Annotated in this window: 14 protein-coding genes and 3 pseudogenes; 8 read left to right on the top strand and 9 right to left on the bottom strand. The window is 68.2% G+C overall.

The features are described from left to right. Nucleotides 1-522: 522 nt before the first annotated feature. Both OHA88_RS43175 and OHA88_RS43170 read right to left on the bottom strand, forming a co-directional pair. Nucleotides 523-1,548, bottom strand: a complete 1,026-nt coding sequence (locus OHA88_RS43175; protein WP_328623816.1) for a C40 family peptidase — start codon at nt 1,546-1,548, stop codon at nt 523-525. A 386-nt stretch (nt 1,549-1,934) separates the two neighbouring features. Continuing rightward, nucleotides 1,935-3,506 carry a N,N-dimethylformamidase beta subunit family domain-containing protein gene (locus OHA88_RS43170; RefSeq protein WP_328623817.1) on the bottom strand — a complete coding sequence of 524 codons (1,572 nt, stop codon included), beginning with the start codon at nt 3,504-3,506 and terminating at the stop codon, nt 1,935-1,937. A gap of 331 nt (nt 3,507-3,837) precedes the next feature. Between OHA88_RS43170 and OHA88_RS44800 the strand changes: the two are divergent. The 3 genes and pseudogenes from OHA88_RS44800 to OHA88_RS43155 form a co-directional block, all read left to right on the top strand. Then, nucleotides 3,838-4,047 (top strand): annotated as a pseudogene (locus tag OHA88_RS44800) (transposase); the annotation flags it as partial. A 231-nt stretch (nt 4,048-4,278) separates the two neighbouring features. Beyond that, nucleotides 4,279-4,848 (top strand): RNA polymerase sigma factor, encoded by a 570-nt coding sequence (locus OHA88_RS43160; protein ID WP_328623819.1) that lies wholly within the window; start codon nt 4,279-4,281, stop codon nt 4,846-4,848. A gap of 46 nt (nt 4,849-4,894) precedes the next feature. Then, a complete protein-coding gene (locus OHA88_RS43155; RefSeq protein ID WP_328623820.1) occupies nt 4,895-5,833 on the top strand; it encodes a CU044_5270 family protein in 939 nt (312 codons plus the stop codon). A 166-nt stretch (nt 5,834-5,999) separates the two neighbouring features. On the opposite strand, the gene OHA88_RS43150 is transcribed toward OHA88_RS43155, so the two are convergent. Then, complete coding sequence (locus OHA88_RS43150; RefSeq protein WP_328623821.1) at nt 6,000-6,743, bottom strand: YHYH protein; 744 nt, start codon at nt 6,741-6,743, stop codon at nt 6,000-6,002. A 1,175-nt stretch (nt 6,744-7,918) separates the two neighbouring features. Between OHA88_RS43150 and OHA88_RS43145 the strand changes: the two are divergent. Then, nucleotides 7,919-8,065: pseudogene (locus OHA88_RS43145) on the top strand (AMP-binding enzyme); the annotation flags it as partial. A 237-nt stretch (nt 8,066-8,302) separates the two neighbouring features. Here OHA88_RS43145 and OHA88_RS43140 read toward each other — a convergent pair. Continuing rightward, a complete protein-coding gene (locus OHA88_RS43140) occupies nt 8,303-8,779 on the bottom strand; it encodes a lamin tail domain-containing protein (RefSeq protein WP_328623822.1) in 477 nt (158 codons plus the stop codon). A 917-nt stretch (nt 8,780-9,696) separates the two neighbouring features. Between OHA88_RS43140 and OHA88_RS43135 the strand changes: the two genes are divergently transcribed. Together OHA88_RS43135 and OHA88_RS43130 are read left to right on the top strand one after the other, a co-directional pair. Continuing rightward, a complete protein-coding gene (locus OHA88_RS43135) occupies nt 9,697-10,605 on the top strand; it encodes an aminoglycoside phosphotransferase family protein (protein WP_328623823.1) in 909 nt (302 codons plus the stop codon). Nucleotides 10,606-10,665: 60 nt separating this feature from the next. After that, nucleotides 10,666-11,040 (top strand): hypothetical protein, encoded by a 375-nt coding sequence (locus OHA88_RS43130; RefSeq protein WP_328623824.1) that lies wholly within the window; start codon nt 10,666-10,668, stop codon nt 11,038-11,040. Between the two features lie 362 nt (nt 11,041-11,402). On the opposite strand, the gene OHA88_RS43125 is transcribed toward OHA88_RS43130, so the two are convergent. Beyond that, nucleotides 11,403-11,843, bottom strand: a complete 441-nt coding sequence (locus tag OHA88_RS43125) for an LppU/SCO3897 family protein (protein WP_328623825.1) — start codon at nt 11,841-11,843, stop codon at nt 11,403-11,405. Nucleotides 11,844-12,360: 517 nt separating this feature from the next. Then, complete coding sequence (locus OHA88_RS43120; RefSeq protein WP_328623826.1) at nt 12,361-13,203, bottom strand: LysR family transcriptional regulator; 843 nt, start codon at nt 13,201-13,203, stop codon at nt 12,361-12,363. 72 nt (nt 13,204-13,275) lie between these two features. On the opposite strand from OHA88_RS43120, the gene OHA88_RS43115 reads away from it, so the two are divergent. Then, nucleotides 13,276-14,499: an MFS transporter gene (locus OHA88_RS43115; protein WP_328623827.1), complete on the top strand. Its 1,224-nt coding sequence runs from the start codon at nt 13,276-13,278 to the stop codon at nt 14,497-14,499. 283 nt (nt 14,500-14,782) lie between these two features. On the opposite strand, the gene OHA88_RS43110 is transcribed toward OHA88_RS43115, so the two are convergent. Beyond that, entirely contained in the window at nt 14,783-15,235 is a 453-nt protein-coding gene (locus tag OHA88_RS43110; protein WP_267008261.1) for a MarR family winged helix-turn-helix transcriptional regulator, read from the bottom strand. Between the two features lie 169 nt (nt 15,236-15,404). Here OHA88_RS43110 and OHA88_RS43105 point away from each other — a divergent pair, with 169 nt between their 5' ends. After that, complete coding sequence (locus OHA88_RS43105) at nt 15,405-16,862, top strand: MFS transporter (RefSeq protein WP_328623828.1); 1,458 nt, start codon at nt 15,405-15,407, stop codon at nt 16,860-16,862. Nucleotides 16,863-17,015: 153 nt separating this feature from the next. Here OHA88_RS43105 and OHA88_RS43100 read toward each other — a convergent pair. After that, a pseudogene (locus OHA88_RS43100) lies at nt 17,016-17,346 on the bottom strand (MBL fold metallo-hydrolase); the annotation flags it as partial. A gap of 130 nt (nt 17,347-17,476) precedes the next feature. Beyond that, nucleotides 17,477-17,962 carry a DUF2269 family protein gene (locus OHA88_RS43095; RefSeq protein ID WP_267007533.1) on the bottom strand — a complete coding sequence of 162 codons (486 nt, stop codon included), beginning with the start codon at nt 17,960-17,962 and terminating at the stop codon, nt 17,477-17,479. Between the last annotated feature and the right edge of the window lie 38 nt (nt 17,963-18,000).

Genomic DNA, 18,000 nt, shown 5'->3' with positions numbered 1-18,000 from the left:
AGATTAGGAATCGAAGGCGGTTGGTGATTGCAGTACTGGCTGTCCGGTATGGCCGTTGTGCCAGATCGCGCTCCTGCGGTGCCGACAGCGAATCTGCGGTGGCTGGCCGGCGAGGGCGTGAGAGCGCGCAGCGCTCGGACCGGGCCGCAGCGCAGCGCCCCCGCACCGCCACCCGGCACGGTCCGCGCAACGCCCCACCCCGAAGGCGAGAAAAGGCGCTACGCGCGCATGCAGGCGCTGCGCGCGTCAGGCAAGGGCGTGTTGGTGCGCAGTCGCGAGTTCGGTCAGGTCGGGGACTCCGAATGTGTTGCGCAGCGAGTGGAAGGCGGCCACCTTGTCGTCACCGAAGCGGCTGACGTAGGTGGCGTCGGAGTCCGCGGTGACGAACTTGGGCGGTGTGGTCCTGTGTGGCGGGCACGATCGGGCAGGCCCACGCGGTACAACTGCCGCGTGACGGACCAGGGATCATCAGGCGATTGTCAGAGGGGCATGGTCCGGTGGTGAGCCGTGACGCACTGAGCTTCAGATGCGCACCGCGGCCTGGAAGCTGCCGATGGTGTTCATCGACTCGTAGCGGACGTAGGCGCCCGGGTACGGGGCGTGCAGCACGGTGTTGTTGCCTGCGTAGAGGCCCACGTGCGTGGTGTTGTTGAAGAAGACCAGGTCGCCCGGCTTCAGCTGGCTGCGCGCGATCCGGGTGCCCTGGTTGATCTGGGTGTACGTGGTGCGGGTGATCTGGGCGCCGGCCTGGGCGTAGGCCCACTGGGTCAGGCCCGAGCAGTCGAAGGAGCCGGGACCCGTGGCGGAGCGGACATACGGCTTACCCACCCGGGTGTCGGCGGCCTGGAGGGCGGCGGCGCCGAGGGCGGAGGCGGGGACCTCGTTGCCGAGGTCGACCCGGTCACCGGCGGCGCGGCTGGCACGCAGGTCGTCCTCGCGCATCTTGTTGCGCTCGGCGACGGTGAGAGTATTGAGCACCTCGCGGGCCTCGGCGAGCTTCGCCTGCTGCTGCTTCTTCTTCTCGCCGAGCGTCTTGCGGACGTCCGCGAGGTCGCTCAGCTTGTCCTGGGCCTCCTTGCGCTGCTGCGCGAGGGACCGCTGCTTCTCCTGGATCTTCTCCAGCGACTCGGTCTGATTGGCCGTCAACTGGTCGAGCGCGGAGGCCTGTTCAAGGAAGCTGTCCGGGTCTGAGGCAAGGAAGAGCTGCACGGAGGGGTCGATGCCTCCGGAGCGGTACTGCGCGGCGGCGAGGGAACCGAGGCCGCTGCGGAGGTTGTTGAGCTCCTGCTGACCGCGGGCCACCTTGTCCTGGAGCGCGCCGATCTGCTTCTGGAGCTTCTCCTGCTTCTCCTTGGCCAGGCTGTGCTGCTCGGTGGCCTCCTCCGCCTCGTGGTAGAGCTTGTCGACCTTCGCCTTGACCTCGCTCTTGGTCGGCTTGGGGTCGGCATGGGCGGCCTGGGAGGTCAGGGCAACGGCCGCAGCGGCGGTCGCGGTGAGCACGGTCACGCGGGTACGGCTCGGCTGCTTGGGACGACGGTGGGACGCCACGGAGGCGGGCTCCTTCTTCCTCGAGCCGCCTACCGGGCTATGAGGGGATGTGAATCCCCGGCTCCGTGCACGTCACGGACTCGGCGGTTCCTTCACCGCCACCCCGAATGGGTGATCAATCGAGCGAAGGTTCGAGGCTCGACCCTAGTGACCATCTTGTGATCATTCAAATCTTCACGGGAAGAATCTCGTCACAGGATGCACTTCTTTTACTCACATCACACAGGGTGTAGCGGTGACTTGACGGACCGTTCGGTGATTTCCGGCAAGTCGCACGGTCATGTCTCCGCCCACCGGTCGCCGGCGACTGCCAGCCGGCTGGGTCGCCCACTTGGCGACGGTGTGGGCCTGCTCGACCGGGACCTCATCGGCGATGGCGGAGAGGTTCAGGGTGTCGGCGATGGGTAAAGGGTGCTCGCATTCTCCTGGGGTTTCGGCCGGTTCCTGCCGCACGGGCCCTCCGCGAACGCGCGGATCAGGTTCTCCGTGGTGCGGGTGACGAACAGTCCGGTGCGTGCGTCCATGCCATGGTTGTGGCCGTTGTCCTGAGTTCCGGCCATGAGGGCCTCGACCCATCGCATCGTCCCGGATGCGAAGACGCCCGCTCCGCTCGGGACGGTGTAGTACGCGGAGTCGGCATGGCTTGGCGCGCCCTTGCAGAAGACTGGGGAGTGCGCAATGACCTCGAGCGGCGCCGGGGTGGGCGTCCCCGGGGTGACCCGGTCGTACTCCACCCCGACCAGATGGTCGAAGGAGTCTCCGCGTCTGACCCCGGTCCCTTCGAAGAGCCAGTGATTGTCGGCGTGGACCACATACGGAGCGTCGACCGGATAGCCCTCGTAGAGGACGCCGGTCAGGGAGGATTCGGGGTCGGCTCCGGGCTGCCGTCGGAAGTCATTGGTCGGCATGGTCGGATGGTCGGTCAGGTACGGGTCCGCCCGGTAGTCGGTTTTGTAACAGACCACTGTGCGTGCGTCGCCGGTGGGTCCCCGCTCCAGCCTGATCCGGCGGAAGCAGGCATTGGCACCGAGGAAGGCCACATTGGTACCGGAGTCACGAGCCCGGGTCACGTGGTCCCGTTGCTGTTGGCTCCAGTACTCGTCGTGCCCGAGGGAGAGCACCGCGTGCGCGCCGTGAAGCACGCCGGGTTCGCGGTGGACGTCCACCCCCGTGGTGTAGGCGAGCGGAATTCCCAGCCGCTCCGCGAGCACCACTACCGCCCTCTCGTAGACCATGAACTTCTCGGCGCCGCTGCGATCGTATGGCCGGTCGAAGCTGACCGCGAGCGACCGTGTCCCGTACGCACCGTCCTCGCCGTGATAGAGGCTGTACCCGCCCCATGCGTTGTATGCCTGCCAGGTCGACACCGCGTGCATCAGGACGGTCCTGCCCGCGCCGGACGCCGAACGGACGATCAACGGCACGTAGCGCTGGTGCCCGTTGTCCGCTTCCAGTCGAAGCAGGTACGCCCCCTCCGGCCAGCCGTCGGTGCGTACGCCGAGCGTGCGGTTCCAGTCGGCCCGTACGGTACGAGTGACCTCCAGCAGGCGGCGCCGGGCCTGAACCGATCCGGCGATACGGGGCGAACGCCACACCAGGCGCGCCTGCTGTCCCCCGTACCAGCCGACCCGGAAGGCCGAGACCCGGAAGCTGGAAGCGGTCGTGGACACGTACAGACCGAACTCCTCGCCCGGCAGCACGCTGGATCTGTCGGTGTACCCCTGGACGGCCTCGGGCGTTCCCTCCCCACGGATACGCCAGTCGGGGTTTCCTGCCCGCGTTCGCTCACCGTCCCCGGTGAACCGGGTGGAGCCGGGCGAGGCGGTCTCGGTGTGGGGCCCCTTGGGGCCGGAGGAGCGGCAGCCGGCCGCCATCGCACCAGCCACAGCAACGGCGAGAAAATGCCTGCGCTCCAGACGACCGAGCGCCTCGGCATCCTGCCTTCCGGCCCGCTCCATGCCATCCACCACGTGTTCCCGCCGCGACACCGTCACAGCCCATCGTCACCCGGCGCGCGCCGGCGGACGAGCCGAATGGGGCACACGGGTCGACTGACGCCGCACTCCGCGAGTCGCTGGCGAAGCTGAGTAACCCGCACTTGTTCAAGCGTTGCGCCGAGTTGGAACCTCAGCGCTCAAGTGGGCCGGCCGGGGCTGCCCGCCACACTCTGAGGCTGCCGGCCCGCCGTATCCGGCACCTGTCCGAGGAAATCGACGAACTCAACAAGCGGACAGCCGAGCCGTCGAAGCGAGTACGCCGGGCCTGCGGGAAGTCCGTGGTGTCGGACCGGACAGCGCCGCAGCCCTACTCATCACGGCCGGCGACAACCCCGAGCGACTCGCCAACGAGGCGTCCTTCGCAGCCCTATGCGGCACCAGCCCGGTCGAGGCGTCCTCCGGCAAGACCCAGCGTCGCAGGCTGAACCGCGGAGGCGGCCGTCAAGCCAACGCCGCCCTCTACCGCATCGTCCTCAGCCGCCTGCGCTGGGACGACCGCAGTGACCCGATCAACGCCACGTCATTGAACCGCCTGAACGGTAGGGGGTGCATACCCCCGGACATCACAGCCCCGGGTCACGGGCTGCCAGCGCGCCAAGCAGTCTCAAGCCGTCCTGCCTCGGCACGAGGGCAGGACACGGCGTGCGGATGTGAAGGCGCGGGTCTGCCCAAAGAATCTTCCGAACATCGGTAAGGAGCCGTGGCCGCTGCACATAGACAGGGTGGAGGGGAAGTGGAGACTACGAGCGACGAGCAGCGGTTCACCGAGCTCTACAGGCGGCACTATTCGGCCGTCGATGCCTACGTGCGCCGGCGGATCCACGGCGACCACGTGGCGGACGTGGTCGCCGAGGTATTCCTGGTCGCCTGGCGCAGATTTGCTGAGCTGCCCGAAGGCAAGGCGTTGGCCTGGCTGTACGGGGTGGCACGCCGGACCCTGGCCAATGCCTATCGGTCGGACGAGCATCGATTGCGCGTGTCCGAGTGGTTGAAGGCCCAGCCGCACCACGAGGGCGGGGATCACACCCAGGATGTCGCGCTGCGCCTGGAGATGGCCACTGCGTTCGACGCTCTGAGCGAAGCGGACCAGGAGGTGCTTCGGCTGGCGTTGTGGGACGAGGTGGCTTCCTCGCAAGGAGCCAAGATTCTTGGCTGTGGCGTGGGTGCTTATCAGGTACGTCTCCATCGTGCACGCAAGCGCCTCAAGAACGGGCTCACTCTCCGGCTTCTTGATGAAACTGCACCGCAATGGGATGCCTTGGTGCAGTCGGCAACGACGAAGCGGGGTGAAGCAGGTGCGTGAGATGGATCGTGTCTTGCGGTCTTTGGACCCGGCTCGAGAGGCAGCCATGCCGGCTGACGAGCGGGTGCTCACATCGATTCTTTCCACGCCGGCCGAGGGCGCGCATGCGAGTGTTCGCCGTTCGCATCGGCGTGGCCGGCGTTGGCTGCTGGTCAGTGGCCTGGCCACGGCTGCTGCGGCTTTCGCTCCGGTGGTCACCAACATGTGGGGGACGGCGCCCCAGCCCGCGTACGCCATCACCCCCAAGCCCCTGGCCTACCAGGCCGGTAACCGTCCGGCCGCGGAAGTCCTGGAGGAGATCGCCCAGCGCATCGAGGGGCTTGCCAATGATGCACCCCACGGTGGCACACAGCGCTTCGTCCAGGAGAGCTGGTCACTGTCCACCCGGATCGACGGCGCGCAGGTGACCTCGGCGATCATTCCGGAGCGGCGCACGACCTGGAAGAAGCCCGACGGGTCGCAGAAGTGGACCGTCCGTACCCTCAAGCCTCAGTTCCAGAACGACGCGCAGCGCGAGAGGTGGGGAGCAGCCGGGTCAGTGGGCGCCGATCCGCAGGAGCACTCGGATTCCTCCGGGCCCGCCGACATGTCCGACCCGAGAAACCACGAGGCCCCCACCGGCCCGAGCGCCATGAAGCGCTGGCTCGCCGAGGGCTACGAAACATCCGGTCCCGGCGAGACGTTCGACTCCGTCGCCGAGCGCCTCCTGGACCGGCACTTCTCGCCCGCCCAGAGGGCAGCCGTCCTGCGTGCGCTCAAGGACACGCAGGGCATCAAATATCGGGGCAGCGTCGAGGATCGCGCGGGCCGGGTCGGTGCCGCCTTCACCGTTGCATCGCGATACGGAGGACTCCCCAAAGAACAGACCCTGCTGTTCGACCCGAAAAACGGGAATCTCCTCGCCTATGAGGAAGAACTCACCCACGACGCAGGAAAGTTGAACGTCAAACCACCCGCTGTCGTCCTCTACATCACCTACCTGTAACCCGCTCGGGACGGGCCCTGCAAGATCCGCGCCCCGGAAGCGGCCGACCTCTGGACCTGGCTCATCCTCGCCGCCTGCACCCGACTCCGTCTCGCCCGCCCGCCGGCAGCAGCACGCCTCCCACGAAGTGGATCTCGAAACATCAAGAACCACTTCTGAGCGCACCCTAGTGCCAGCCGTGCCCGGACCCGGGCACCGTCACCGGCTTCCCCCGGAAACATCCGATGGAGTACGGATACTCTCCGTTGAGGTGGTAGTGGTACATGACGACCTTCTTGCTGTCCCACATGATCGCGTGTGTGTGACCGTGACAGACGTCCAGATCCCTGTTCCTGACGATCTTTCCGCCCTCGCCGCGCGGCCCGAAAATCCCGAAGCCGTCGATGGCGTATCCCACCAGCGGTGAGTGCCGGGAACGGGAACGGGTGCTCGCGGACCCCCTCGAAGGCTTGCTGCCGAAGCAGGTCTGCGAGGGGCCGTGGTAGTGGTACTGCGTGTCGTACGGATGGCCCCAGCAGCGGTCCAGCGGCAGGGCTGCGTTGGGGTCGACCGGTCGGTCCTCCGCGTCGGTGGCCACCTCCAGGTGAAAGGTGCCGCCCGCCAGAGCCATCCCGGTCGTCAGCTGGTCGATGCACGTGGGCTGCGCCTGGACCGACGGATCGCGTGGAACGGTGACGTCGAGGTTCCACGGCTTGATGGGGATCGCGGCGGCGTTGGGGTACCCGTGCGCGGGAATCTCCGCGTAGTACTTGTAGGCGGGGGTGCCCTTCTGGACGGGGAAGCGCCCGGTGGGATGGTCCGGGAGCCCGTTGCCCTTGAAGCGCCTCTCGGTCGCGGTCGTCGTCACCCTCAGGTACTTGTGCCAGTGCATGGTCCCCGACACGAACGGGCGCTTGAGTACGTCGATCACACCGCGTGCGTCGATCCACGGGCGGTCGGGTCGAGTGAGGGTCCCCCCTTTGCAGGCGAAGAGGGTGTCGCGCGCGGGTCAGGCGATCGACGTGCCGGTACGGGGTGTGCGCAGGCGGGTGATGAGGGTGCCGTCTCCCCCGCCTCGTACGTCCTCGGCCGCCCGTACGGGGGAGGCGCGACCACCGCCACGGCGCCGGAGTCGGCCGGGAACATCGCTGGACCCAGCAGCGCACAGGCGGCACTGGCCGTCACGGCAACGGATCTGAGTGCGCCGTACATGAACGCTCCCCATCTCGACAAGGAACAGACGGGCGGCGAGCCGGCCGATCCCGGCCCGGTTCCCGCCGCCCACATCACCTCAGCACGCCCGGCTACCGATGCCCCACCGACACGTACGCGCGTTCGGGTGAGCCCGCGTCCGGAGCGGGTCGCGCCGCCGCCTGCACCCAAGGGAGCAGAGGCGCTCGGCCTCGGTCTCCCAGCCCTGCAGATGCCCCAACCCGCGTGGCCTTACCGGCAGCACCCGCTCAGGGACAGGGCGAGTAGTGCGGCGGGCGACGGGCTTCGTCGGCATCGGCGGGGACTGGCGGAACGCGTCGATCGTGTCCACAACCGCCAGAGCGTGCGGGGCGCCGGCCTTCGCCGCGTCCCTCGCGGTGCCGCCCATCTCCGGGACCGGCCGCCCCAGCTCCGACGCAGCCGCCGCCAACCCGGCCGTCGTCAGGCTCCACAAGTCCCGCCGCACCGGCCGCCCGTTCGCCCCCGGACTGGACGTCCGACCGACCGACTCCGCCAGCCCGGCGTGCCGCAGGTCCTTGCACGCGTTGCGTACCGTCTGCAGATCCGCAGTGCCCGGCAGCACCAACTGCCGCAGCTGGTCCACCGTCGCGACCTTCACCACCCCCCGCGCCAGCAACACCGCGCCGAGCCGTCGAGTTGTACGGCCACTCCGCCATACCCACCCCGCTCCCTCCAACCCTGGCCAGCACCGCAACGGAGAGTTCGCGGCTACTCGTGGCCCGCGGCGCCGCGTCTCCTCAAGTACCCCTTCACCGACAACAAACAGTCGGTAAAAGGGGTGTCGGAGCGGCGGGCAAGCCCCGAAGCGGGCGCTGATGTGCACGGAGACCGGTCATCTCGCGCTCGATGGCGAGGGCAGAGGCGGACACCGGCGCCGAGGAGCTCCGGGACTTCGTTCGGGAGCGGGTTGCCGCTTATAAGTACCCGCGGGAGGTCTGGCTGCTCGACGCCCTGCCCAAGGGTCCCACCGGCAAGATTCTCAAGCGGGAGATCACTGCCGCCCCGGCGCCAGGAGTCTGACGCAGCCGTCGGGCGGTACCGAGTGCGAGCACTCGATACCGCCCGATCGTCCCTCCTTGGGCGGGTGACCTGCATCACCGCGGACAGGGCGGTGCGGACGCGCCCAGCAATGCCAGCTTGTCGAGGCACCGTTGCGCGCGTGCGTGTGCGCCGGGCAGATCAGACTGTCCCGGCGCACACGCACGCGTGGCGGGGCTCTCAGCCCGCCGTCGACAGGCAGACACTCACTGCCGGGTGTCAGCGGCGGTAGTGGCCCCAACCCCGGCCCCAGGACTCGGTGTCGACAGTGCGGCCACGGTCGTCGCGCAGGGTCGCAGTGTCGGAGCGGTCGCCCCATACGTAGTTGCGGCGGTCCTGATAAAGGTCGGTGCGGGTGTCACGGCCGATACCGGTGTGGATACGGACGGTGGCACGGCCGGCGAGGCGGACATCGTCGAAGCGGTAGCGGCGGCCGTTCTCGCCGCGCAGCGTCCAGCCATCCAGGTTCACCGCGCGGCGGTCGTTGTTGGTGAGCTCGACCCACTCGGCGTTCAGCGACCGGTTGGTGCGGGTGTCGCGGCCGGGGCTGTCGGCCTGCACGGCGCTGATCTCGACCCGCGGCTGCCGGTGGCGGTCGTTGTCATGCGCGGAGGCCGGCAGGGCGACAGCGGAGACGACGGCGCCGGCGGCCAGGACAGTGGCCGCGATACGGCGGGCGGATACAGAAGCAGACATGGTGATGCCCCCTCAAGAACAGTGCCCCACCAGCCGATACAGGCCGAAGGTCGGTACGGGTTCCCGGCCTCTCGTGGGCCGAGGACCCAAACTGTGACCCGTCGGCGAGGCCAGCAGCAGGCCCATCGCAGCCGGTTACCGAATGCGGATATTTCCGTTACTGTCGCCTGCAGCTGACACCCATACACGGCGGGCGCGCCCCCAGCCTTCACTGGCCGCTACACCCACCCCTTGAATGATCAACAGCAAGCCCTTCCACGCTCCGGCGCACAACCCACCACACCACCCGGCGCACCACCCCCAGGACGGGCACGATCTTGGTAACGGGCACCGTGCACGTTTCTTCGCACACCCAGGCCCACATCGCACAACAGCACGGGAAACAAGGGCTCCTGTCGCGACGGGGGAATACGCGACAGGAGCCCTCACCGGACCGACTGCCCCGAACTCCGCCGGCAACACACAGCGCAGCCCACATGCAGCCGCTCCGCACACGGCTCTGCGCATTCCCCTGAACGCCGACACGGAAAGGAGGGACGCGACGCCAGATGATCAAGGTTACTGAGGCCGAAGATTGACCTGGAGCCGCGCCCGCATGCTCTTCTCTGATCAGCGTCCTCGCGCCCCACTGCGAGGACGCCCGTGCCCTGCCTGTCCGTGAGCTCATGCGAACTGGCTACGCTGGCCGCGGTGCTCGACCGCCTCCCGGATCGCGCCGTAGACGCAGCGCAGCTACCGCCTCGGCTCGCTCCTTCGCGCTGCGCGGGTCAAGGTGGCGCTGGCCCGGGCGGTCCCGACGCTGCCCGAGGGACCGGGGTGGTGGTACGAGCCGAAGTTCGACGGTTCTCCAGACATTCAGATGTGTCTCGCGTCGTTAATCACTTGCCTGGTACGACCTCACCGGTGAGGATCAGCGGGTGCTTACAGCTGGTGCGGACGGGCGCGCGGGAATCAACACCGCCCTGGTGAAGCGGTTGATCACCACCCAGTTCCCTCAGTGGAGCCGTCTGCCCGTGGTCCCGGTGGCTGTGGACGGCTGGGACAACCGCACCTACCGCCTCGGTGACGGCATGACGGTCCGCCTGCCCACCGCAGCCGGCTACGCCCCTGCGGTCGACAAGGAATGCGACTGGCTGCCTCGCCTGGCCCCCGCGCTGCCGGTGGCTGTCCCCACCGTCCTGGCCAAGGGAGCCCCCGGCGCGGGATACCCCTACCCCTGGTCCGTGCGCGGCTGGCTGCCCGGCGAGACGGCTTCTCCCGAACGCGTCGACGACATGACCCAGTTCGCCACCAGTCTCGCCGGGTTCATCCTCGCCCTTCAGCGCTGTGACCCCACGGGCGGTCCTCTCGCCGGGGCGCACAGCGGCTATCGCGGCGCGTCACCCGCCCACTACGACGACGAGACGCGTCGCTGCATCACCGCTCTGAGCGGCCGGATCGACACCGTGAGGGCCACCGAGACCTGGCAAGCGGCACTCGAGGCCCAATGGCGTGGAACTCCGGTGTGGTTCCACGGCGACATCGGCGGCAACAACCTTCTTGTCACCGACGGCAAGCTGTCGGCCGTCATCGACTTCGGCACCTCGGGCATCGGCGACCCCGCCTGCGATCTCGTGATCGCCTGGACGATGCTCCGCGAGGAAAGCCGCGAGGCATTCCGGGACACAGTCGACCAGGATGACGGCACCTGGGCCAGGGCCAGGGGCTGGGCGCTGTGGAAGTCCCTGCTGACGTTGACCCAGTGCTCCGATCCCAGGGACGGGCAAGTCGCTATCCATCTCGATGTGATCGACGCGGTGCTGGCGGACCACGAACGCTTCGCGTAACCCGGACCGACGCCGGCGCACTCCCTCACCGCCCAACGCCACCCACCAGCAGGTCACTTCGTGTCTCATGAGACACACCGAAGTCTGGAGAACAGCAGACGCCGAGTCGTGCTGCGGCGTACCGATGACACGGTGATCCTGTACGCCCGGTCCGGGAGGGTCGTCACGCTGTGCTGGATGGACCTGGCCCTGGCCGGCATGGCGCTGCGGCCGGACACCGCGCTGGACGGCGAGGCAGTGATCTGGTGCGACGGGCGGCTCGACTTCGGGGCCGCTCAGTCGCGGGCCGCGTCGTCCGTGACCCGGTGCCCGCTCACCGGCCGCCCGGCACCCGGCCTCGTACGCCTGCTGGGACCCCGTGCAGCACCCCGACCCGGCCATCGGCGACACCCGGGCAACTGCGCTCCCGGCAGCCGCACCCCACCGGGCAGATGACCGGCGTGGCTGCCTGGCGGTGGCATCGGCTTCGAGGGGACAACACCGCCAGGCACGAATCACCATCGCAGACCACACCCGCTTACTGAGATCGCGTAGCGCCCCTGACTGGGCGTCAGCGTCGACCGCTGCGGCTTGTCAACCCCAGATACGGGAGGCGACCGAGCTGGTTGGTGACCGGGGCGATGATGAAGGAATCCGGCTCAGTGAGGCTTTCTCAACGGTGATCACTTCCAGCTCCCGTTGAGAACGAGGGCAACGCAGGCCACATCACCGATCCTGCTGGGACTGAGAATGACGTGCTGCGCGAGGCGGCAGGCCGAACGCCGGGCGCCGGCGAACTCACCCCTTCATAAGACTGCTCATTTAACGGGATCGAGGCAGAGCGTGAAGTCCCGGCCGGAGCCGCCCTGGGTGTATCTCCTGTGCTGGGGGTCGCAGGTTCCGTCTGTGCCGGATTCTCTGCTCATGACCTTGAACTCGGCCTTGGGGTCACCGCAGTCCACGATCTCGAACTCAGGATCGCCGACGCTGACCACGCTGGTGGCCGTCCAGTTGGCAGCGTTCAAGCAGTCGCCCGCATCGGCGGTCGCGGCGCCCGCAAACCAGGTTTCGTAGATGCCGAAGACGACAACGGCGGCCACGACGACACCGCCGACTCCCCTCACGATTCCCTTGAGACTCATGCGGCGGGCAGGGACCGGCGCGACGGCGGGGTGGCTGTACGGGTTGCCGCCCTGATGACCGTAGGGAGCGTTGAGGGGCTGGGTGTGCGGATCACGGCCAGGCGGCGGAGTGGTCAACGTGGTTCCCCTTTGAGGTGTCGTATCGCAAGGTCAATTGGCCGGTGAAATTACCATCGGGACGTATCCGGGGGGCTCAGAAGTTGAGACCTGTGGCCTTGACGTGACAGTCGGACGCGACGACGGCTGCCGGGCCTTCGGCCAGCGCCGGCGGGGAAGTTGTGGCCAGGATCCGTCAGCGGGGCATCCAGCCGGGAGGCCAGGGATTCGCCGAGACCAAGACCACCCTCGGCCCGGCCGCCGCATCGCGCAGCGGACGGCAGCACATGGCTTCTCAGCCGGAGTGTGAGAGGCCCTCCACGAGCTGGTTCAGGACGCTCAGCAGGGCGGGACGAAACCGCGGAATCGTTGGTTTGGTCTCCCGCGTCACGGGGAGTTGGCAGCCACGTTTCCCACCTCGGCTCCAGACCGGCAGAGCTCCGGCACCACAGGAAAGTTCACGACGCCGGCGCATGGGCGTCTGGCCAATTCCTGTTGCGGGTTGGACGCAAACCGGCGCGTTGGCCAGCCGCGAAACTCAGATCATGCGTCGTAGCGCGGTCTCAACGGCATCGATCAGCGGATCGCCTTCGGATCGTGGGTGCCGTGCGAGGCCGAGCTCGACGTCCGGCAGGGTGGGCAGGGCGTCCGCGTCGTGGCAGGCCATGGCCGGTTCTAGGTTCGTGGGCATGAGCGCCGCGACGCCGAGCCCTGCCCGTACTGCGGCGAGCACACCGACCAGGCTGTTGCTTTCGAACGCCACCCGCCAGGGCCGATCGGCGCGTTCCAGGGTTTCCAGCACCGCCGTACGCCAGGAGCACATGTTCGAGAACAGCACCACCGGCAGCGGATCGGCAGCCACGTCCACACCCTGGCCGATCGCCCAGACCAGCGGGCGGCGTACCGTCCAGCGCGGCGGTCCGGGAACGGCCGGCACCTCGTTGAGCACGAGTTGGACGCGGCCCGTGTCGTAGGCCTCCCGCATCGCGGCGTTGGACATGCTGAGCACTTCCAGGGTTGCGCCGGGGTGCAGCCGGGCGAGGTCGGCGAGGGCCTGCGGAAGCTGGGACGCAGCGAGGTCTTCGAGCAACCCGACGCCGCAGCGGCCGGTAAGCGTGCGCCCGGTTTCGGTGAGTGCCTGTGCGGAGAGCGAGAGAATGCGTTCGGCGTACGGCAGGAGCTCCTCGCCCGCCCGGGTCAGCGAAACACCGGACGGTGATCGGTAAAGCAGCGGACGGCCGATGGCCCTCTCAAGCTTGCGCACCTGCTGGCTGAGCGCGGACTGGGTATGTCCAAGCGTGGTCGCGGCGCGGCTGATGCTGCCCGCTTGCACGATGGTGACGAAGGACCGCAGCAATGCGGTTTCAAGATCCCTGGCCATAACGATTCATTATGTCAGCCCCAGTAAATGAACCACTACCTATGGCATGGCGGAGGATCTAGCGTCACGCAAGTGACCGGATACCGGCAGATACTCGCCGTGCCAGGGATGGCATCGCTGTTGGGCGTTTCCCTTCTCGCCCGTACCGCGATCACGGCTGTCGTGATGGCACTGACGATGTATGTCGTGCTGGGCCTGAATATGAGCTATGCGGCAGCCGGCGGTGTCACGGCGGCTCTGACCACCGGGCTGGCGCTGGGCGGGCCGCTGCTTGGCCGCGTGATCGATCGGCGGGGCCTGCGTGCGGTGCTGCTGGTAACTGTCGCAGTGCAGGTCGTGTTCTGGCTGAGCGTGCCGATCCTGCCGTACAGGGCCCTATTGGGTGCCGCCTTTGCGGCGGGTCTACTGATGGTGCCGGCCCAGCCGGTGACCAGGCAGGCGATCGCCGCGATGACGACGGCGGAACAGCGCCGGGCCGCGTTCGCGCTGGAGTCGGTGCAAGGCGAGCTGTCGTACATGGTGGGCCCGGCGGTCGTGATCCTGTGCGCCGCGAAGGTGTCCCCCGGTGTGGTGGCGTGGGGGCTCGGCGCCGCGATCGTGGCCGGCGGAACCGGGATCGCCTTGCTCAACCCGCCGCTGCGTGCCGAGGACGAGGCGGATGCCGGCGCGACGGGACGGCCCCCGCGACGGGAGTGGCTGCGCGTCGGCATGATGGCCGTACTGACGATGGCGTTCGGTACTACGACGCTGCTCAGCGGCGTCGACCTCGCCATCGTCGCCACGCTCGAAGAAGGAGGTCAGGTGTCCTGGGCCGCCGTGGTCGTGGCCGTGCTCGGCGTGACCTCTGTCGTCGGCGGGCTGATCTACGGCGCGCTGTCCCGGTCGGTGCCCACGTGGTTGCTGCTCGGCTTGCTCGGGCTCGTGACGATTCCTGCGGGGCTTGCCCACGACTGGCCCTGGTTGTGCGTGGCCGTTGTCGGCACCGGGTTTCTCGCCGCGCCGACCCTTTCCGCGGTGGCCGACGCGGTGAGCCGACTGGCGCCGGCCAGCGTGCGGGGTGAGGCGACAGGTCTGCAATCCTCGGCGCAGAGTGCGGGTTTCGCGCTCGGATCCCCGATCGTCGGGGTGGTAATCGACGCCTCCGTGCCGGCGGGCGGCTTCGCGGCGGCCGGGCTGGCCGGCCTCGCCGCCGCGCTGACTGGATGCCTGCTGTCCCGCCGCTGTCCGTCGCCTCGGCCGCCCACTTCAGCTCGTCGCGAGTCGGCGAGAAGAACAGATGCAACTCATGTTCAGTGATCAGCCGCTTGAACCACGGGGCACCGAGCCAAGCGAGTGACGATCTCGGCCCTTCACGGCCTCGAAATCAAAAGCCATCAGTAAACAGCGTCATACGATCACGCGGATCTTCCACCGGCTCGTCGAGGAGCGCTGTTTCCTACCGGATGGTGCGGCGCAACGTCTCTGACCGGAAGCCGGAGATCCTCGCGGCCTCGGGCAAGGCCCCGGTGGAAGCGTTCGTGCCGTAAACCCACCTGCCCGGCCACGAGGCGGAGGTCGGCCCGCGCTCGCGACCGCGGGTTCACGGCCGGGGCCAGGGGCGTCCGGCGAGACGTTCGATGTCGGTGTTGAACCGTTTGAGGTAGGCGGCGAAGCCCGCGATGTCCTCGTCCGACCAGTCGGCCATGACCCGGTCCAGGTTGTCGACGGTGCGTTCGCGTTCCTCGTCGAGCAGGCTCGCACCCTTGTCCGTGACGCGGAACTTGCGGGCCATCCCGCCGTCGGGGTCGGGGATGCGGTCCACGAGGCCGGAGCGCATCGCTGCGCCGGTCTGCCGGTTGAGAGTGGATGTGTCGAGTCCGAGGGCGGCGCTCAGTTCACCGATGGACATGGGTCCTTGGACACGAATGCGGCTCAGCAGTATGTAAGCGCTGCGCTCCAGCCCGCCTTCGCGCCGGACGTTCCTGTGGTGAACGAGTCCGTGGCGGCTGAGCAACATCTGCTCGTACTCGACGTCACTCGTGGGCCTGACCATATGCCTGCTGCCTTCCCTTTCCTGCCAGTCCGACGCGCTGACCTTGTCCTTCGCGACGGCCTTCTCCTGCATCCTCTCATGCGCATATGTGTCACGCACAAGATGTGATGGATACATGAGACGTGTACGATGCATATCGTTCTCTCATCATGCAATCAAGGAGTCCTCTATGGATGCCTCCCAGGCATCAAGCCGCTCACGCGGTGTGGTCGCCACGCTGGCCTTCGCGGGCATCACGGCAGCGATCATGCAGACCCTGGTCACGCCGCTCATCGCGGAGCTGCCTCAGATCCTCCACACCACCTCGTCGAACGCCGCCTGGGTCATCACCGTCACCCTGCTCGTGGCGGCCGTCTTCGTGCCGGTCTCCGGACGCCTGGGCGACCTGCTGGGCAAGCGCCGGATGCTTATCGCGTGCTCGGTGCCGCTGATCGCGGGGTCGGTGGTGTGCGCACTGTCCTCCTCGGTCATCCCCATGATCATCGGACGTGGTCTGCAGGGCATGGGCATGGGCATGCTGCCGCTCGGCATCGCCCTTCTGCGTGACGTGGTCCCTGCGGAGAAGCTCAGCTCCTCGATCGCTCTGGTCAGCGCTTCCATGGGCATCGGCGGTGGCCTCGGCCTACCGATCGCCTCAGCGGTCGCCCAGTACACGAACTGGCGCGTGCTGTTCTGGGGCTCCGCGGTCCTGGCCGTAGCGGTTGCGGCTCTCATCTGGTTCCTGATCCCGGACGTACCGGCCGGCGCCAAGGGTCAGCGCTTCGACCTGCCGGGAGCGCTCGGCCTCGGCGCCGGCCTGGTCTCCCTGCTGCTCGCGGTCTCCAAGGGCGCCGACTGGGGCTGGGGCTCGGCGACCACGCTCGGCCTGTTCGCCGCAGCCGTCGTGATTCTGGTCGGATGGGGGATGTGGGAGCTGCGGACCCGCGACCCGCTGGTCGACCTTCGCACCACCGCCCGCCCCCGGGTGCTGCTCACCAACCTCGCCTCGATCTTCGTGGGCACCGCCATGTACGCCAGCATGCTGGTCGTGCCGCAGCTGCTGCAGTTCCCCGAGGCCACTGGTTACGGTCTGGGCCAGTCGATGCTCGCCGCCGGCCTGTGGATGGCTCCCGGCGGGCTCATGATGATGATCGTCTCCCCGCTCGGCGGGAAGCTCACCGATGCCCGAGGCCCGAAGTTCACGCTGATCTCCGGGGTCCTGGTCATCGCGGCCGGTTACGGTCTGTCGCTGGCACTGATGGGCTCGGCCTGGGGTCTCATGCTGGTCACCATCGTGACCAGCAGCGGTGTGGGCCTCGCCTACGGTGCGATGCCCGCCCTGATCATGGGTTCGGTCCCGCTCTCCGAGACCGCCGCCGCCAACGGCTTCAACACGCTGATGCGCTCGCTCGGCACCTCGGTCGGCTCGGCCGTGATCGGAGTGGTCCTCGCCCAGATGACCACCACGATGGGCGGCTACACCTTCGCCTCCGAGGACGGCTTCCGCACTGCTCTGATGATCGGCGGCGGCGTCGCCCTGCTCGGCGCGGTGATCGCAGCTGCCATTCCGGCAGTCCGCGTGGTGGCAGGCTCCGGCGACGAGACCGCCCCTGTCACCGAATCCGATCAGGCCGCGGTCAAGGCCTGACGGCTCAGTAGCGCCGGACGAGCCCGGCATCTGCTCGACCGGCCGGCCCGGTCCTGTATCCGGCATCTCGCCGCGGATCCGACATCGAATCCGCGGCGAGAGGTCTCTGTGGGCGAGCTGGGCGCTTCCTCACGGGTGGATCACTCGCGCCCCTCACGCGGCAACGTATGTCACCGGCACGGTCTCCGCGGGTCCCAGCTTCGGCGCAGATGTGCCCCCGTCCCGGAGACGGCGAAGTTCCGTGAACCGTGCGAGATCTGTCCCCACGGCCTGTTCCACCCCATCCGCTCGGCCAGCTGCCACGGTGTTAGCGGGGTGGCCAACAGCGCGAGCAGGCCGGTCAGCCGTTCCTCGTGATGGTCGAGGAGTTCCCGTACGGCCCTGCCGCGTCCGTGAACGCGTACTGGTGGGCCAGCAGCACCTCGGCGACCCCGAGCCGGCCGATGCACTCCAGTGAGTCGAGATAGTCACCCAGGGGGTCGGTGGGCGTGAGACATCGCCGGGGTGTGGCCGGGGGCCTCGCCGACCCGGAGGGCAACGAGTTCTGCGTTGAACAGCACGACCACGTCAACAGCCATCGGTAGAGCGCGGGGTTCACTGCGGTGGCTGAGTCGTTATGCGCCTGTCGTCGAGCCGGGGCGGACGATCATCAGGACCACCACGATCAGCCAGGTGAGGGCGAACAGGCCGGTGATCATCGACAGGCGGGGCAGCCGGGCGATCAGGGACTCCGCGGCGGTCGACGTCTGGTCGGGCTTGTCGAGCTGGGTGACCACGTTGTCCTGGGTGCCGAGCACCGCGATGCCCAGCAGGACGGCGGCCACCGCTGTCAGAGCCATGGAGGCGATGAGCCAGGCGCTGCCCATCACGCCCATCACCTGGGCGGTGCCGATACCGAAGGCCGGGACGGAGACGCCGGCCACAGCGTAGACCCGGCAGATCCGGTGCAGCAGCCGGACCGATCCCTTGGCCGATTGCTGCTCGGGTCCGTCGGCCAGTGCCTGGCGTGCAAAACGCGGGAACAAACTCGCCGCAATGGTGACCGGTCCGATGAGCAGGATCGCCGCCAGCACGTGGATGCTGAGCAGGAATTTGGCCATGGCGGTGTCTCCCTTTCGCGCGCACGCTGACGCGGGAC

This window comes from Streptomyces sp. NBC_00353 (assembly GCF_036108815.1).
Taxonomy (GTDB): Bacteria; Actinomycetota; Actinomycetes; order Streptomycetales; family Streptomycetaceae; genus Streptomyces.
The sequence above is the reverse complement of the archived record's forward strand: the minus strand, read 5'-3'. Positions and strand labels throughout refer to the sequence as shown.